Raw genomic sequence first — 16,382 nt, forward strand, 5'->3', positions numbered from 1 at the left:
GATCACACACCCTCGCCAGACAGGCGAGGGCTTAATCAGTAAAAAACGCGAACGCCCAAAGAGAGGAGCGGGGCGTCGCGTGCGGTTCAATCGTTAGAACTGTTCGGCGCTCAGGCCATACAACGAGCCACTGCCGGCGCGAATGGATTGCTCCAGGCTCAAGATCCGTGGCAGCAAGCGTTCGATGTAGAAGTCCGCCGTGGCGATCTTCGCGCCATAAAACGCCGGGTCGTCACTGCGCTTTTTCTTCGCCACCTGGGCCATCCGCGCCCAGAGCCAGGCGTAGGCGACGTAGCCGAATAGATGCAGGTATTCCACCGAAGCGGCGCCGACTTCATTGCGGTTGGTCGCGGCCTGGTCTTGCAGCCAGTCGCTGAGGTTTTCCAGGCGCTGTACGGCATCGAACAGTTGAACGGAGTAGGGCGCGTCGGGCTGATGGGCGAAGTGGCGGATCTCGCCGGTGAACTGGCGCAGCGCAACGCCACTGTCGGCCAGCACTTTGCGCCCGAGCAGGTCCAGCGCCTGGATGCCGTTGGTGCCTTCGTAGATTTGAGCGATACGCACGTCACGAACCAACTGTTCCTGGCCCCATTCGCGGATGTAGCCGTGACCGCCGAACACTTGCTGGCCGTGGATGCAGCTTTCCAGCCCGGTGTCGGTGAAAAATGCCTTGGCCACCGGGGTCAGCAGCGCCACCAGGGTTTGCGCGTTGTCGCGCTCCCGGGCGTCATCGGAAAACTTCGCCAGATCCAGTTGCTGGCCGACATAACTGGCGAACGCGCGGCCACCTTCGGTCATGGCTTTCATGCTGAGCAACATGCGTCGCACATCGGGGTGGACGATGATCGGGTCGGCGATTTGCTCCGGCGCCATGGCGCCGGTAGGCGAGCGGCTCTGCACCCGTTCGCGGGCATAGTTCACCGCGCTCTGATACGACGCTTCCGCGCAGCCGATGCCCTGAATGCCGATGGACAGGCGTTCGTAATTCATCATGGTGAACATCGCCGCCAAGCCTTTATTGGCCTCACCCACCAGCCAACCGCTGGCACCGTCGAAGTTCATCACACAGGTGGCCGAGGCCTTGATGCCCATTTTGTGTTCGATCGAACCGCAACTCACCGCGTTGGCATGACCGAGGGAACCGTCGGCATTGACCAGCACTTTGGGCACCACAAACAGCGAGATGCCCTTGGGCCCGGCTGGCGCGTCCGGCAGTTTGGCCAACACCAGGTGAATGATGTTTTCGGTCAGATCCTGATCGCCACCGGTGATGAAGATCTTGCTGCCGCTGATGCTGTAACTGCCGTCGGCGCGGGGTTCGGCGCGGGTGCGGATGATCCCCAGATCAGTGCCGGCGTGGGCTTCGGTCAGGCACATGGAACCGGCCCAGCGGCCTTCGTACATTGGTGGCAGGTAGATGCTTTTCAGTTCTTCGCTTGCATGAGCATCCAGCGCCAGGCAGGCGCCGGAACTCAACGCTGAGTACAGCGCGAAGCTTGAATTGGCGCCGTAGAGCATCTCTTCGAATTGCACCGCGAGCATTTTCGGCATGCCCATGCCGCCGAACTCGGCGTTGCCGGACAAACCGACCCAGCCACCTTCGATGTAAGTGGTGTAAGCCTGCTTGAAACCGATTGGCGTCGTGACCTGGCCGTAGACCCAATGCGCGCCTTCTTCGTCGCCGCTGCGATTGAGCGGCGCAATCAGGTGCGAGGTGACTTTCGCCGCCTCCTCAAGAATCGCGTCGGCAGTGTCGGCATCGACGCTGTCGGCCAGGGCCGGCAGGCGTGCCCACAGGGCCGGGGCGTCGAACACTTCATGCAGCACGAAGCGCATGTCGCGCAGGGGAGCGTTGAATTCGGGCATAACGTGAACCTCTTTGGGACGGTGGGCACGGCGCCGCAACGGGCGGGCCGTGCTTTTTCAATCAATGACTGGATGCGCTGGCGGCGCCGAGGCCGGTCTGGGCGCGAACGAACTGGTCGGCGTAGGCCTCTCGTTCCTTGTCGGCGCGCACGCTGCGGTCGAGTCGGGACACGACGACAATCACCAGGAACGCCAGCGGCATGGAGAACAGCGCCGGGTGGTCATACGGGAAAATCGCGTGGGCATGGCCGAGCACGGTGACCCACACCGCAGGCGACAGAATCACCAGCACCAGCGCGCAGATCAGGCCGGCGAAACCGCCGAGGATCGCGCCTTTGGTGGTCAGGCCTTTCCAGTACATGGCCATGATCAGCACCGGGAAGTTGGTCGACGCAGCGATGCCGAAGGTCAGGCCCACCAGGAATGCGACGTTCATCTTCTCGAACAGAATGCCCAGCAGAATCGCGATGATGCCCAGACCGACAGTGGCCATGCGCGTGACGCGCATTTCCTGTTTCTCGCTGGCCTTGCCTTGCTTGAACACCGTGGCGTAGAGGTCATGGGAAATCGCCGAAGCACCGGCCAGCGCCAGCCCGGACACCACCGCCAGAATGGTGGCGAACGCCACCGCTGCGAGGAAACCGAAGAACAGGTTGCCGCCCACGGCTTTAGCCAAATGCATGGCGACCATGTTGCCGCCGCCGATCAAGGCGCCCCCGACTTCACCGTTGACGTAGTACTGCGGGTCGGTACCGATGATCACCATCGCCGCGAAGCCCAGGGTGCAGACCACGAGGAAAAAGAAACCGATGAAACCGGTGGCGTAGAACACCGATTTGCGCGCTTCCTTGGCGTTGGGCACGGTGAAGAAACGCATTAGGATGTGCGGCAGGCCGGCAATCCCGAATACCAGCCCGAGGGACATGGACGCGGTGTTGATCGGGTCGGCGAGCATCGCACCGGGGCCCATGATGTTCCAGCCGCTGGCGTGGACCTGAACCGCTTTGGTCGCGAGGGTTTCGTAGCTGAAGCCGAATTGCGACATGGCCATGACCGCCAGGGTCGTACCGCCAGCGAGCAGCAACACTGCCTTGATGATCTGCACCCAGGTGGTGGCGATCATGCCGCCGAAGATCACGTACACCAACATCAGCGCGCCGACGATCACCACCGCCACCGGGTAGTCGAGGCCGAACAGCAATTTGATCAATTGTCCGGCACCGACCATCTGCACGATCAGGTAGCAGCACACCACTGTCAGCGAGCCGAACGCGGCGAAGATCCGCACTTTGTTCTGGTCCAGTCGATAGGAAACGATGTCGGCGAAGGTGTAGCGCCCCAAGTTGCGCAAGCGCTCGGCCATCAGGAACGTGATGATCGGCCAGCCGACGAAGAAGCCGATGGTGTAGATGAATCCATCGTAGCCCTTGGCGAACACCAGGCTCGACAACCCCAACAGCGTGGCGGCGGACATGTAGTCACCAGCAATCGCCAGACCGTTCTGGAACCCGGTAATGCCGCCGCCAGCGGTGTAGAAATCCGAAGTGGATTTGGTTTGCCGCGCTGCCCACCAGGTGATGCAGAGCGTGCCGAGCACGAACACAAAGAACATGCTGATCGCGTTCAGATTGAGCGGTTGTTTCTCCACCGCACCGGTCAGCGGCGCGGCGAGTACAACAGAGGCCGGCAATAGTCCGAGACCGGCGAAGGTCAGCTTCCTGAGTAAAGTCATCACTTGCTCTCCTCAAGAATCGCGGCGCCGAGTGCGTCGAAACGGGTGTTGGCGCGGTAGACGTACCAGCCCGTCAGCAGCCAGGAAAAAATGATGATCGCCGCGCCCACCGGCATGCCCAGGGTCAACATCCGGTTCTCGCCCAGCGGTGCGTGCAGCCACTGCGGGGCAAACGCCACCACCAGCATGAACAGGTAATACGTGCCGAGCACCGTGGCACTCAACGACCAGGCCAGGCGCGAACGGCTACTGACCAGTTGAAGGAATTTCGGGTTGGTGCGAATCCGTTCGCAGCGCTGGGTGTCGGTTGAATGGATGTCGATCATCGGTAGCTCCACATTGTTTTTGTTGTCGGTGTGTGGGGGCAGGGCCGGGCAGCCGAATTGGGCGCGCACGAGCCCGAAACGGCAGGTCCGGGACCTGCCGCTTGAAGGGTTTAACGTCGGTGAGGGTTAGAGGGCCTGGGCTCGGTCGCGCAGCACGTACTTCTGGATCTTGCCGGTGGAGGTCTTCGGCAACAGGGTGAAGATCACCGTGCGCGGCACTTTGAACCCGGCCAGGTGCTCACGGCAGAAACTGATGATGTCCGCCTCGCGCACGTCCGGGTGATCGGCCTTCAAGGTGATAAACGCACACGGGGTTTCACCCCATTTCTCATCGGGCCGTGCGACCACCGCGGCTTCCATCACGGCAGGATGGCGGTAGAGCACGCCTTCGAGTTCGATGGTGGAAATGTTCTCGCCGCCGGAAATGATGATGTCCTTGAGCCGGTCCTTGATCTCGACATAACCGTCCGGGTGACACACAGCCAGGTCCCCGGTATGAAACCAGCCGCCTTCAAACGCTTCGGCGGTGGCGGTCGGGTTCTTCAGGTAGCCCTTCATCACGGTGTTGCCGCGCATGAAGATCTCGCCGATGGTTTTGCCGTCGCGCGGGGTCGGTCTGAGCGTTGTCGAATTGCCGACCATCACGCCTTCGAGTGTCGGGTAACGCACGCCCTGGCGAGACTTGATCTGCGCGCGTTCATCCAGCGGCAATTCATCCCACTCGGCGTGCCAGGCGCAGAGCGTCACCGGGCCATAGGTTTCGGTCAGGCCATAGACGTGGGTGACCTTGATGCCCATTTCTTCCACGGCGCCGATCACCTTGGCCGGCGGCGCGGCACCGGCGACCATGGCATTCACCGGGTGATCAATGGCGGCCTTCGCCGAGTCCGGCATGTTGACCAGCGCGTTAAGCACAATCGGCGCGCCACACAGGTGGGTCACTTGGTGTTCGCGGATCAATGTGAGGATTTTCTGTGGATCGACCCGGCGCAGGAACACATGCACGCCGGCCAACGCGGTGATGGTCCACGGGTAGCACCAGCCGTTGCAATGGAACATCGGCAAGGTCCAGAGGTACACCGGATGGTTGCCCATGGCCCAGGTCATCTGGTTGCCCAATGCGTTCAGATAAGCGCCGCGATGGTGATAGACCACGCCTTTTGGATTGCCGGTGGTGCCAGAGGTGTAGTTCAGCGAGATGGCTTGCCACTCGTTGTCCGGCCATTGCCAGGCGAACGCCGGATCGCCTTCGGCCAGCAGCGCTTCATAGTCCAGGTCGCTGACGGCCTGACCTTCGCCGTATTCCAGGTCGTTGACGTCGATCACCAGCGGCGGATGGTCGAGCATGCCGATGGCTGCATGAATCACGTTGTGGAACTCGCGGTCGGTGATCAGCACCTTGGCTTCGCCGTGTTGCAGCATGAACGCGATGGCTTCGGCGTCCAGGCGCACATTCAGCGGGTTGAGCACCGCGCCAATCATCGGCACGCCGAAGTGCACTTCCAGCATCTCCGGGATGTTGGGCAGCATCACCGCAACGGTGTCGTCCTTGCCAATCCCGCGACCGGCCAGGGCTGAAGCCAGGCGTCGGCAGCGGCTGTAGGTCTGCGCCCAGGTGCGGCGGATCGAACCGTGGATGACGGCGGGGTAGTCGGGGTAAACGTGGGCGGTGCGCTCGAGGAAGCTGAGCGGCGACAAGGCAATATGATTGACAGCCGTAGGGCTAAGCCCTTGTTCGAAGATCGACATGACGGGTACTCGGTGGCTGATTGTTAGCTCTATAGCTGACCTTTCAGCGTAGCCGCTGAGGTCAACTTTTATGTCCGGTGTGCTTTATATAACAATCTGCCGGAGATATGGAAGTACAACCTACGTTGTATAGTATAAGTACTATATATTATTCTCCGAGCGCTAAATGAATGCCGCCAAAGCTCCACGGCCGGTATATCCTTGGTTTCCCCCACGTAGCGGACCCGTGATGACTTCTGACTCGTCCTTGTTGAGTTATGACCCACAGCCGAGTGTGCTGCTCGATAGCCAAGGTCAGCCGCTGGAGTTGAATGCGGCACTGCTGGCATTGGTCGCGCAGCATCCGCACAGTTACGTACTGGGTTTTTTGCCGAAGAATCACCGGGACCTGGTGCGCGCTTGCCTGGCGCAGCAGCGCGCCATCGAAGGGGTCGAGGCCGAGTTCCAGACGCAGATTCTGATCTGGACGTTTATCCCCGATCCGCAGAGCAGCCGTGTGCTCGGTCGTTGCCATGTGGCCACCAAGCAAGTGCTGGCAGAACGCGAGGCGGCCACGGCGCGGCGGCTGTACCGGCTGATCATCGAGAACACCACCGACCTGATTTCCCGGCACACCCCGGACGGGCGTTTTCTCGATGCGTCGCCGGCGTCCTGGACCTTGCTCGGTTATTGGCCTGAACAGTTGCGTGGGCAAATGGCCCAGGGCCTGTTCCACGGCCAGGACCTGGCCAACCTGGTGCAAACCGCCCGCGATGCCCTGGAGCAGGACGGTTATCACACGATGACCTACCGAATCCGCCATCGTGACGGGCATTACCTGTGGTTCGAGACCGCCAGCCGGGCGATTCGTGAAACCTACACCGGTGCGGTAGTCGAAGTGGTCTGCGTCTCCCGGGACATCACCGCCCGCGTGCAATCCGAAGAAAACCGGCGGCGTTTGGAGGACGAATTGGCGCACACCGCGCGGCTGGTGACGCTGGGGGAACTGGCGTCGGGCATCGCCCATGAAATCAACCAGCCGCTGGCCGCCGTGGTCAATTATGCCAACGCCAGCCAACGCTATTTGCAGGCTCTGGGCAACAATCCGCAAGCCGCCGAACGGGTGGCCCAGGGCCTGGAACGCATTACCTTGCACGCCACTCACGCCTCGGAAGTCATCCGCCGCCTGCGCGGTTTTCTGCGCAAGGGCCAGCGACGCATGCAGGCGCTGAATGTCGCCGATGTCGCTCGTGGCGCCGTGCGTTTGTGTGCCTGGGAGGCGACCCAATGCCACGTGACAATCGAAGATCGACTGCCGGATAATCTGCCGCCCGTTTACGCAGACCGGGTACAGCTGGAGCAAGTGCTGCTCAATCTGTTGCGCAATGCCATCGATGCCAATCGCGAACAACATCCGGGCCGGCCGTCATTGATTGTGATGGCGGCGGGGCAGGTCGGGGGCGCAACGGTGGAGATCAGCGTGCACGATCAGGGGCCGGGCGTCAGCGAGCCGGAGCTCGAGCAAATCTTCACCCCGTTCTACACCAGCAAGCCCGATGGCCTGGGCCTTGGCTTGTCCATGAGCCGCAGCATCATCGAAGGTCTCGGCGGCGAACTGCAGGCGCGCCGGCAACCGGTCGGGCTGCTGGTTTATTGCCGTTTGCCGCTGGCCGGCCCAATAAAAAAAAAACAGGAATAACTTAATGGCAGCACTGACGGAACACGTGGTGTATGTGGTCGACGATGATCAAGGCATGCTCGACTCGACGGTCTGGCTGCTGGAGTCGGTCGGACTGAAAGCCTTGCCGTTCACCAGTGGCGTTGAGTTTCTCGATGCCTGCGATGCAAAGCTCAATGCCTGTGTGCTGCTGGATGTGCGCATGCCCGGCATGGGTGGTTTGAACGTGCAGGAAGCCATGCGTGAACGCGAACTGAAACTGCCGATCATTTTCGTCAGCGGCCACGCCGATGTACCGATTGTGGTCCGCGCCTTCAAGGCCGGCGCCCATGACTTCATCGAAAAACCCTACAACGAACAGCTGCTGCTCGACAGCGTGCAACAAGCCCTCAGTAACTGCGCGGCCAATCGTTCGGGCAATGTCGGCCACGAAGAATTGCAGGCACGTCTGCTGACGCTGACGCCACGGGAGCGCGATGTGTTGCTGCCATTGGTGCAGGGTTACACCACGCGTGAAATCGCCGAGCAACTGGGCGTCAGCGCCAAAACCGTCGACCTGTATCGCTCGCGGGTGATGAAGCGGATGCAGGCCAATACCTTGCCGGATCTGGTGGGGATGGCGATTGCGGCGCAAATGGTCGATCCACTGAAGCTGCGTTAAGTCAGACCGGACGTCCCGCCGGCGTCCTGACTGCCTGGGCTTGAGCTAAATTGGAAGGTGTACAAGCCACTCACCACCCAGTAGTCGAGCGCGTTCTCTGTCAATTGCAGGGACCGGAGGAGGCGTCTTGAAAACCTTTCTGCCCAGGCCCAGCGCCTCAACGCTGAACATGTTGCGCCAAGGCTGCCTGCAACGCCGCGATGCAGTGCCACAACCGTTAACGGAAAAAGCGCTCATCCCCGGCATCCCGAATGCGCGCTACTGGCTGGATCATGACCTGACGTCATTTATCCGGGATGCGAGTGAGGCCAACGTACGAGAGTACGAAGCGTTCGCCAGTACCGAGGAGCCGAATGACATGCTGCCGCTGGCCGATATGCTCGCCGTTTCGGGCGGTGGCGACGCCGGCACTTTCGCGGCGGGCATCATTGCGGGATGGACCCTGAATGGGACCCGACCAGTGTTCAAGGTCGTCACCGGCATCAGCGCGGGGGCACTGGTCGCGCCGTTCGCTTACCTGGGCCCTGAGTACGACGCTGTGATTCAGGGCATCTGCAACGGCATCGGCCCAAAAGACGTGTTCCATTCGCGAAACGTGCTGACCCGTCTGGCGAGCGACGGCATCGCGGACAGCAAACCACTGTCGCGATTGATTGCCAAGTACGTCACCGCCGAATTGCTGGCATCCGTCGCCGGGCAATACGCCAAGGGACGCCTGCTGATGATCGGCACCACCGACCTGGATGCAGGGCGCCCCGTCACCTGGAACATGGGCGCTATTGCTTCCAGCGGCGCACCGGGAGCGCTCGACCTGTTTCGCAACATCATGGTCGCGTCGATGAGCATTCCCGGCGCCGTCTCGCCGGTCATGATCGATGTGGAGGTTGATGGCAAACAGTTCCAGGAAATGCACGTGGACGGCGGCGTTCTCACGCAGGTGTTCCTTTACCCGCCGGCCACCGTCATGGAACTGAACAAAGTGCCCGGCGCGCGCCTGCGCCGGGAGCGGCATTTCTACGTCATTCGCAACGGCAAACTGGAGCCGCAATGGTCGGGCACCAAGCGCCGCACCTTGAGCATTGGCGGTCGAGCCATCAGCACACTGATCCAGACCCAGGGGATCAGCGATCTGGACCGTATTTACCGAATTGCACAGCAGGACGGCGCGGACTTCAACCTGGCGTACATCGGCTCTGACTTTCTGTGCCCGCGTAATCATAAATTCGATGGCGAGTACATGAAGCGCCTGTTCGATTACGCCTTTGAAGTCAGCTCGAAAGGCTATCCGTGGCATAAATCGCCGAACAGCTAAGCGAGGGCCTGTTTGTCAAAGCAGGACGCCAGGAAACCCATCACCTCGGTACATTTGCAGTACACAACTCCCCTGTGGCCCGTATCAGCGCCAGTTCATGCAGCTGATCCGTGGCCAGGCTGACGCGTGCCTGGGCAATCCAACTCGCGCACTGTGGGTCATTTCGATAAGGCGTGAAGTCGGCGTATTGCTGCAACAGCCGATTTTGCAGTTCATCCAGGCGTGGCCGGATTTGCTTGGCCAGGTCTGGGCGAGGGGTGTCGGGTGCCTTGCCGGCGGCTTGCCATTTGGCCAATAGCCCGTATTGCACCAGTTTGTTGGCTTCCATCTGCGCCGCGAGTAACTGGCCGACGTCTTCGGGGTCCATTTTCCGCTCAGTGGCCAGTTGCCTGGCGTTAGCGATCACTTGCGCTTCCCGGGGACTGTCCTGGATCGGTTTGCCGCTGTCCCACTTGGTCAGGGCGACCAGATCAGCGATGTTCAGGCGCTCGTTCAAGGTCACCAGCAGCGGTTGCAAGGCCTTGGGTGACGAAGAGGGCGCACTGGCCTGGGCGTTGAGGACGGCCAGGCCGAGTGCGGCACAGCAAAGCATTTGGAGTGTCGGTTTAACGCTCATTCATGAATATCCAGGAAGGGATCGGTCAGATGTCGATCACTACTTTACCGATTGTCTGCCCTGCGGCAACGATTGCATGGGCGTCATTGACGTTTTCCAGGTTGAAACGTCGATCGTCCAGCAGCACCCGCAGTTGTCCCGATTCGGACATCCGGGTGGCTTCGGTGAGGATTTCGCCGTGGTGCTTGCGACCTTTGCCGGTGATCAGCGGCAGTAGCGTGAAGACCCCGGAGTAAGTCGCCCCCCGGAACGACAACGGCGCGAGTTTGTGTTCGCCCCAACCCAGGCAACTGACGACATGGCCGGTATAGAGCTTCAATACGCCGAACGAGGCGTCCAGTGTCGCGCCGCCGACGGTGTCATACACGATGTCGAACCCTTCGCCGTCGGTGTATTGCTCAAGGTAATCGGCAGGCGCCTGACTGCGGTAATCAATCGCCGTGGCGCCGAAGCTCTCGATGATTGACAGGCTATTGGCGCTTCCGGTTGCGAACACGTCAGCCCCGCGAGCCTTGGCAATTTGCACCGCGATATGACCGACGCCACCCGCGCCACCTTGCACCAATACCTTTTGCCCGGCCCGAACATTGGCCCGGTCTACCAGTCCTTCCCAAGCCGTGATGAAGATCAACGGCAGCGCGGCGGCCTCGCGCATGCTCAGGTTACTCGGCTTGCGCGCCAGCAAGTCGGCATCGACGGCAATGTATTGCGCCAGCGAACCCTGATTGCCGCCAATCCCGCCGGCCATGCCGTAGACCTCGTCGCCAATGTTGAACGCCGTGACGTCAGCGCCGACCGCTTCGACGATGCCGGCCAGATCCATCCCCAAAACAGCGGGCAATGGTTGCCGGGCATGGCCGCCCTGGCCGCTGCTGATCTTTGTGTCCAGCGGGTTGACGCCACTGGCGATGATTTTTACCAACACATGGCCTGCCTTGATCTCAGGCAACGGCAGGTTCTGCACTTGCAGTGCGGCGCCAGGGTTTACAGCGATGGCGGCGCGCATGGTGGTCTGGTTCATTGGGGACTCCTGATGACGATGGGCTGATGACCACAGTTTCACGCAGCGCATGGATTCCGATAAGACGATAAATACCTATAGTATTCATGCCAAATAACCGCCAAGTAGGCAGCCATGGATACGTTAGAAGCGATGTCGATGTTCAGGCGAGTGGTGGAGCGCGGCAGCTTCTCGGCTGTGGCCCGGGAGCTCGGACTCAGCCAGCCGACCATCAGCAAGCAAATCAGCGCCCTGGAAAAAAGACTGGGCGGCCGACTGTTTGCCCGCAGTACGCGCAACCTGAGCCTGACCGACGAAGGCCAGCGCTACTACGAGCATTGTCGGCAGATCCTGGCGGCGGTGGACAACGCCGAGCACAGTTTCCAGACCGGCCAGGAGAGGGTGGCCGGGCCGCTGCGCATTGCCTCTTCCGGCAGCTTCGGACGGATACAGATTGCGCCTCGCCTGCACGGATTTCTTCAGCAATACCCGCAAGTGACGATCGATTTGCAATTGAGCGACGAGAACGTCGATCTGGTCAGTGAGGGAATCGATGTCGCCGTGCGGATTGGCGAGTTGAAGGACAGCAGTCTGATTGCCCGTCAGATCGGACTGACAAAACGTCGGGTTTTCGCGGCGCCCGGTTATCTAGTGCAAAACGGCGTCCTCGCGACACCGGATGATCTGAGCGCTCACAACTGTCTGGTCTTCAATCAACTGGAGCATTTCGACAACTGGAGTTTCGAGCACGATGGCCAATGGCGCAGCGTGCAGGTCAAGGGCAATGTACGCAGCAACAACAGCGAAGCGATTCGGCAAATGGTCCTGAGTGGGTTGGGCATGTCATTGTCGCCCTCATGGTTGTTTCGCGAAGACCTGCAGGCCGGGCGGGTGGTGGCGGTGTTGGACGGCTACACGCCGTCGTCCCTGCCGATCCATGCGGTTTCACCGCCGGATCGTCGGCAATCGGCGCGGGTGCGGGCGTTTACCGACTATTTACGCGATGCGTTTGCGCTCGATGACGACGTTTGTATTTGTTGAGCTAGAGGTCAGTCGCTTCATGAATCACGCCTATCAGCGCACGCAGCCCGGCGGGCAAGTGCCGACGGCCGGAGTAGTACAAGGAAAGCCCGGGAGCCGGCGTGGTCCATTGCTGCAATACCCTTGTCAGGCGTCCACTTGCCAGATCATCCGTGACGTACCACTCGGGCAACTGCGCGAGCCCCAAGCCTTGCCTCGCGGCCTCCAGCATCAGGATGGGGCTGTCCAGAACCAAGGGGCCCAGCACTTCAATCTTCAGCGTCTTGTCTTCGCGCATGAACTCCCACGGTGAGGCAACCCCGCTGGGAAGCCGGGCGCGGATGCAGGTGTGCGCTGCAAGATCATCGAGCGTGTCTGGCGCGGGATGCCGGTTCAAGTAGTCGGATGAAGCGACTACGACCATTGAAATGTGTTCACTGATGGGCACGCGGATCATGTCCTGCGGTACGCGTGAACTGGCACGCAGGCCGGCGTCGAAGCCCTCGGCAATAATGTCCACCATCCGCCCGTCAGTCGAGATGTCTACCGTCATATCGGGATAGCGACTCAGGAACTTCAACAGGATGGGTTGGAAAATCATCAGCGCAGCGCCAAGCGAACTGTTGATGCGCAATGTACCGGTAGGCATGGCGTTGTGTTCCAGGAGCGTGGCCATTGCCTCTTGAATGGTGGTGACCGATGGGCCGATTTGATTCACAAAGGTTTGGCCAGCCTCGGTCAACGAGACGCTGCGGGTCGTGCGGTGAAATAGTCGCACGCCCAGCCTGGCCTCCAATCCGGCCACGGCATTGCTGACGGCGGTGGTCGACATCTCCAGTTCTACCGCTGCCGCGCGAAAGCCGTTGCGCCTGGCCACGGCCAGCACGACTTCAAGTTCAGTCAGGCCACTTTTATACATAGTCCCGGTTTCCGAAATAACTCATCCGTGTTTGATCATATTATTAAAACAGTGAAGTGACCTTAGATTGTAGGGACCGAACCAGGACACAGTCAGGAACCTCCATCATGTGGCACATCAATCAGGCTTATATCGACGGCAAGTTTGTTCCCGTGCAGGGACGTGAAGTCGTGGAGTGCATCAATCCATCGACAGAAGCGGTTATGGGCACCGTCACATTGGCCAATCGTGACGATGCCAAGCGCGCAATTGTGGCGGCCAAACGTGCTCAGGTCGCAATGGGTCGCACCACCAAGGCTGAACGTATCGACATGCTCAAACGCCTTCAGGCGGCCGTGCTGGCAAGCACCGAGCAGATACGCGACACCGCCATCGAGGAATACGGCGCGCCGTTTGCCCGGGCCCAATGGGTTAGCCAATATGCTTCGCAGTGTTTCGCCAACGCAGCGCAAACCCTGGAGGCCTACGAACTGGTTCGCCCGATGGGAACGGCGAGGGTGTTTATGGAACCCGTCAGTGTCGCGGGTTTGATTGCGCCCTGGAACAGTACCGCCGGCACAATTTGCAGCAAACTGGCCTCCGCGATTGCCGCTGGCTGTGCTTCGGTCATCAAGCCCAGTGAGTTGAGTGCCCTGCAGGCTCACACGCTGGCCCAAGCCCTCGATCGTGCAGGTCTGCCGGACGGTGTTTTCAATATCCTGCTTGGGCGGGGAAGCGATGTGGGCGACGAAATCAGCACCAGTCCTCTCATCGCAAAAATCTCATTCACGGGCTCGACACCGACAGGCAAGCTGATTGCTCACGCCGGTGTAGAGACCCTGAAACGGGTGAGCCTGGCGCTCACGGGAAAATCCGCCGCTATCGTCCTCGATGACGCAGACTTCGACAGCGCCATACCCTTGGCTCTGAGTGCCGCGTTCATGAACAACGGCCAGGCCTGCGTCGCCGGTACGCGTTTGTTGGTGCCGCGTGCGCGTTTGAAGGAAGTCATCGAGCGGGTCAAGACGTTAGTGGCGGCGATGGTCGTGGGAAATCCTCAAGATCCGGCAACGATTATTGGGCCGCTTGTCAGCCGAGCCCAATACGACCGGGTGCAAGGTTTCATCCGGCGTGGCCATGAGCAAGGCGCGACGCTGATTGCAGGTGGGGAGGGCCGGCCCTTTGGGCTGGAAAAGGGTTATTTCGTACAGCCCACGGTATTTGCCGACGTTAACAACGACATGGACATCGCGCGTGAAGAGATTTTCGGCCCGGTGCTGTCGATCCTTGCTTATGACAGCGAGGCGCACGCCATAGAAATCGCCAACAACACGATTTACGGTTTACAGGCGTATGTGTTTTCGCAACGGCAGGAACGCGCGAATGGCATCGCGTCCCGATTAGAGGCCGGCACGGTACTGATCAACAGAATTACTCCGGATCTTCTCGCCCCGTTCGGCGGCGTCAAGCAGTCCGGGATCGGCCGGGAATTCGGCATCCTGGGGCTGGAGGCATTCCTGGAAGCAAAGACTGTTGCATCGCAATGAAGACCGCCGGTACCAACATCAGCCGACCGGTTCCGCCGTACAACTCATTGCCCCGGAGCCTGGTTTCTGGAAAAGGACCCCGTTGTCGGTTTGCCAGAAGCTGTAGTCACCCTGGCGATCCTTGCCGGTGTAGCGGGTGCCCGAATCGCTCGGCGCCTGGGTCAGGGTGATCGAGGCGTTTGCCCATTTCAGGTACACGACCGCAGGCTGGGTACTAAAAAACGTGGCGGCAATCGGCGTGCTGAATCCAGTACAGCGAATAACCTGAGGACCTTCGGTGAGTCGGTCGGGATCCTTGGTTCGCACAATCGCCGAGCCTTGACGCAACTGGTGAGCACGCTCGGCATAACTGCGGATCGTGCACATCTTGGGCTCTGGATCGGAGGCGCACTGATTGCGGGCATTGGCCCAGAATTGCTGGTCGATGATGATTTTGTCGGGAGGCGGTACCGAACGTTCATCGGTGAGTGCCAGGCGATAAAGCCGCGTCAGTTCCATGTCCATCTGCATCAGTTGCGGATCGCGACAGATCAGCTTCTCGACGGAAGCCTTTGCCTGCGTGCAATCGAAGGTGGTCTTGATGGGCGGAGGGGGCTCGGCACTGGGGGGTGTCGCCGCGCAGATGTTGGCAGCGAACAGACAGGTGAAAAGGGCCGTGACCGTTTTCATGGTGGCTTTACCCGGATCGTTGACTGAAGAGGACTATAACCTCAAGCGGATGGAGTTCCACTCCGATACAGAGTGACCGTCGATCATGCCCGAATGACTGGCGTCGAAGGCAAGTTAATTCGCGCGCCTTGCGGAACACGTTCGAGCTCGCTGGGTAAAAGCAGTCGAGAGGGGTTTTGACCCGTGATGCCGACAACGGGCCCCACTGTGGGTAAGTTGATTTTCATTGGGTACGTTTGCTGCTTTTGGGCTTTTTAGTGTTGTCGAAGTTACGCGAAGTGGCGCCGGCATGATGGTTTTGCACTCAAGCCATAGCCCTGGCATACCCGTTGACTTCAAGTTGTACACACACTGTTCAGGCTCCAGGGCCTGCCAGGGCAGCGCACGTATGTAGGCCGTGCTGTAGGGGATAATGTTGAGGTTTTTATAAACCGGTATCGGTAGGTTTGAGGGCTTCTCGCTGGCGCCGATGTTCAATCGCTCGCAGGTTTCTTGATCATGGGGCATCTGTTCCCGCAATTTCTTGGGCAAGGAGGGGGCATAGAAATCGGGGTTGCAGCGCACGGCCTGAGCAATCCACTCTGTGCGGTTCACGACAATGAGTGTGGCGCTTAACGCGGCGCCTATCAGCCAGAAAGCCAGGTATCCCACCTTATTCCAATCAACCGTTTGGGCCGTCGGCATGAGAACTTCTTTCGCGACCGTCCCCACCTTGCTGGCGATGTAGCCGGTTAATACAAGTCCCAAGGCCTTGCCGATAGGCGAGTACAGTGCGCTGTCCACCGGGTCGAATGGAATGATCAACACTGCAGCGATACATCCGCTTATCAGACCAATAAAAAGCAGAAAGCATCTGTTTCGCCGGTCGTTTTGTCCTGTATTGGAACCGAGCGCCCAACAAAACACTATTGCGAGTATCAGACAGATGAAAAACGCAACATCCGTAGCGGCGGCGGTAAAGCTGGGTGCGGAGGGAGAAAAGAATCCAATCAGCATGTTCATGGCGAAGTGCTCCAGTGAGCTAACCGGCTGGTTATTGCACACAAGCTCTCATCCACCCAACGATGCGAAGAACGTTATCCCGGACTGCTGACCACCAAGGAAATCTGGGAGAGACTGGATTGAAATTAGACTGAATTTCCACAGCTGCCAGTCGGCAGGTGACAAATTCCCAGTCTGCGTACTCATTAAATATTCAGCAGGCTACGCTTCAGGCATCCATGGTGAAGGAATGGAAATGCGCCTGATCACCCTGCTTACAGTGCCGTGCATTGTCGGCAGTACCCAAGATGTTGCCGACCTCAATTTGCCGACTATTCAGAACACTAA

General features: G+C 59.8%; 14 protein-coding genes. 5 read left to right on the top strand and 9 right to left on the bottom strand.

From position 1 onward, the window contains the following. Nucleotides 1-93: 93 nt before the first annotated feature. The 4 genes from ACWIKB_RS05210 to ACWIKB_RS05225 all read right to left on the bottom strand — a co-directional run bounded on the left by ACWIKB_RS05210 (nucleotide 94) and on the right by ACWIKB_RS05225 (nucleotide 5,673). Nucleotides 94-1,866 carry an acyl-CoA dehydrogenase C-terminal domain-containing protein gene (locus tag ACWIKB_RS05210; protein WP_475265636.1) on the bottom strand — a complete coding sequence of 591 codons (1,773 nt, stop codon included), beginning with the start codon at nucleotides 1,864-1,866 and terminating at the stop codon, nucleotides 94-96. Between the two features lie 61 nt (nucleotides 1,867-1,927). After that, complete coding sequence (locus tag ACWIKB_RS05215; protein WP_475265637.1) at nucleotides 1,928-3,598, bottom strand: cation acetate symporter; 1,671 nt, start codon at nucleotides 3,596-3,598, stop codon at nucleotides 1,928-1,930. Further along, complete coding sequence (locus ACWIKB_RS05220) at nucleotides 3,598-3,924, bottom strand: DUF485 domain-containing protein (protein WP_429530981.1); 327 nt, start codon at nucleotides 3,922-3,924, stop codon at nucleotides 3,598-3,600. Before ACWIKB_RS05220 ends, ACWIKB_RS05215 begins: the two co-directional genes overlap by 1 nt. A gap of 126 nt (nucleotides 3,925-4,050) precedes the next feature. Next, entirely contained in the window at nucleotides 4,051-5,673 is a 1,623-nt protein-coding gene (locus tag ACWIKB_RS05225) for an acyl-CoA synthetase (RefSeq protein WP_475265638.1), read from the bottom strand. Between the two features lie 229 nt (nucleotides 5,674-5,902). On the opposite strand from ACWIKB_RS05225, the gene ACWIKB_RS05230 reads away from it, so the two are divergent. The 3 genes from ACWIKB_RS05230 (at nucleotide 5,903) to ACWIKB_RS05240 (ending at nucleotide 9,303) form a co-directional block, all read left to right on the top strand. Then, complete coding sequence (locus tag ACWIKB_RS05230; RefSeq protein WP_475265639.1) at nucleotides 5,903-7,351, top strand: sensor histidine kinase; 1,449 nt, start codon at nucleotides 5,903-5,905, stop codon at nucleotides 7,349-7,351. 4 nt (nucleotides 7,352-7,355) lie between these two features. Continuing rightward, the gene (locus ACWIKB_RS05235; RefSeq protein ID WP_475265640.1) at nucleotides 7,356-7,991 is read left to right on the top strand and encodes a response regulator transcription factor; all 636 of its coding nucleotides are present in this window, start codon (nucleotides 7,356-7,358) and stop codon (nucleotides 7,989-7,991) included. A 169-nt stretch (nucleotides 7,992-8,160) separates the two neighbouring features. Then, nucleotides 8,161-9,303 carry a patatin-like phospholipase family protein gene (locus ACWIKB_RS05240; protein WP_475265862.1) on the top strand — a complete coding sequence of 381 codons (1,143 nt, stop codon included), beginning with the start codon at nucleotides 8,161-8,163 and terminating at the stop codon, nucleotides 9,301-9,303. A gap of 40 nt (nucleotides 9,304-9,343) precedes the next feature. On the opposite strand, the gene ACWIKB_RS05245 is transcribed toward ACWIKB_RS05240, so the two are convergent. After that, complete coding sequence (locus tag ACWIKB_RS05245; RefSeq protein ID WP_475265641.1) at nucleotides 9,344-9,919, bottom strand: chorismate mutase; 576 nt, start codon at nucleotides 9,917-9,919, stop codon at nucleotides 9,344-9,346. A gap of 25 nt (nucleotides 9,920-9,944) precedes the next feature. After that, complete coding sequence (locus tag ACWIKB_RS05250) at nucleotides 9,945-10,940, bottom strand: zinc-dependent alcohol dehydrogenase family protein (RefSeq protein WP_475265642.1); 996 nt, start codon at nucleotides 10,938-10,940, stop codon at nucleotides 9,945-9,947. Nucleotides 10,941-11,054: 114 nt separating this feature from the next. Between ACWIKB_RS05250 and ACWIKB_RS05255 the strand changes: the two genes are divergently transcribed. After that, nucleotides 11,055-11,960, top strand: coding sequence for a LysR family transcriptional regulator (locus tag ACWIKB_RS05255; protein ID WP_475265643.1), 906 nt, complete (start codon nucleotides 11,055-11,057; stop codon nucleotides 11,958-11,960). A 1-nt stretch (nucleotide 11,961) separates the two neighbouring features. Here ACWIKB_RS05255 and ACWIKB_RS05260 read toward each other — a convergent pair whose 3' ends face one another. Further along, on the bottom strand, nucleotides 11,962-12,858 hold the full coding sequence (locus tag ACWIKB_RS05260) for a LysR family transcriptional regulator (RefSeq protein ID WP_475265644.1): 897 nt from the start codon (nucleotides 12,856-12,858) through the stop codon (nucleotides 11,962-11,964). Nucleotides 12,859-12,965: 107 nt separating this feature from the next. Between ACWIKB_RS05260 and ACWIKB_RS05265 the strand changes: the two genes are divergently transcribed. Then, complete coding sequence (locus ACWIKB_RS05265) at nucleotides 12,966-14,384, top strand: aldehyde dehydrogenase family protein (protein WP_475265645.1); 1,419 nt, start codon at nucleotides 12,966-12,968, stop codon at nucleotides 14,382-14,384. Between the two features lie 18 nt (nucleotides 14,385-14,402). Here the strand turns inward: ACWIKB_RS05265 and ACWIKB_RS05270 are convergent, their stop codons facing one another. After that, entirely contained in the window at nucleotides 14,403-15,053 is a 651-nt protein-coding gene (locus ACWIKB_RS05270; protein ID WP_475265646.1) for an MliC family protein, read from the bottom strand. 114 nt (nucleotides 15,054-15,167) lie between these two features. Beyond that, nucleotides 15,168-16,055, bottom strand: a complete 888-nt coding sequence (locus tag ACWIKB_RS05275) for a hypothetical protein (protein ID WP_475265647.1) — start codon at nucleotides 16,053-16,055, stop codon at nucleotides 15,168-15,170. Between the last annotated feature and the right edge of the window lie 327 nt (nucleotides 16,056-16,382).

Source organism: Pseudomonas sp. 5Vm1k (assembly GCF_056161485.1).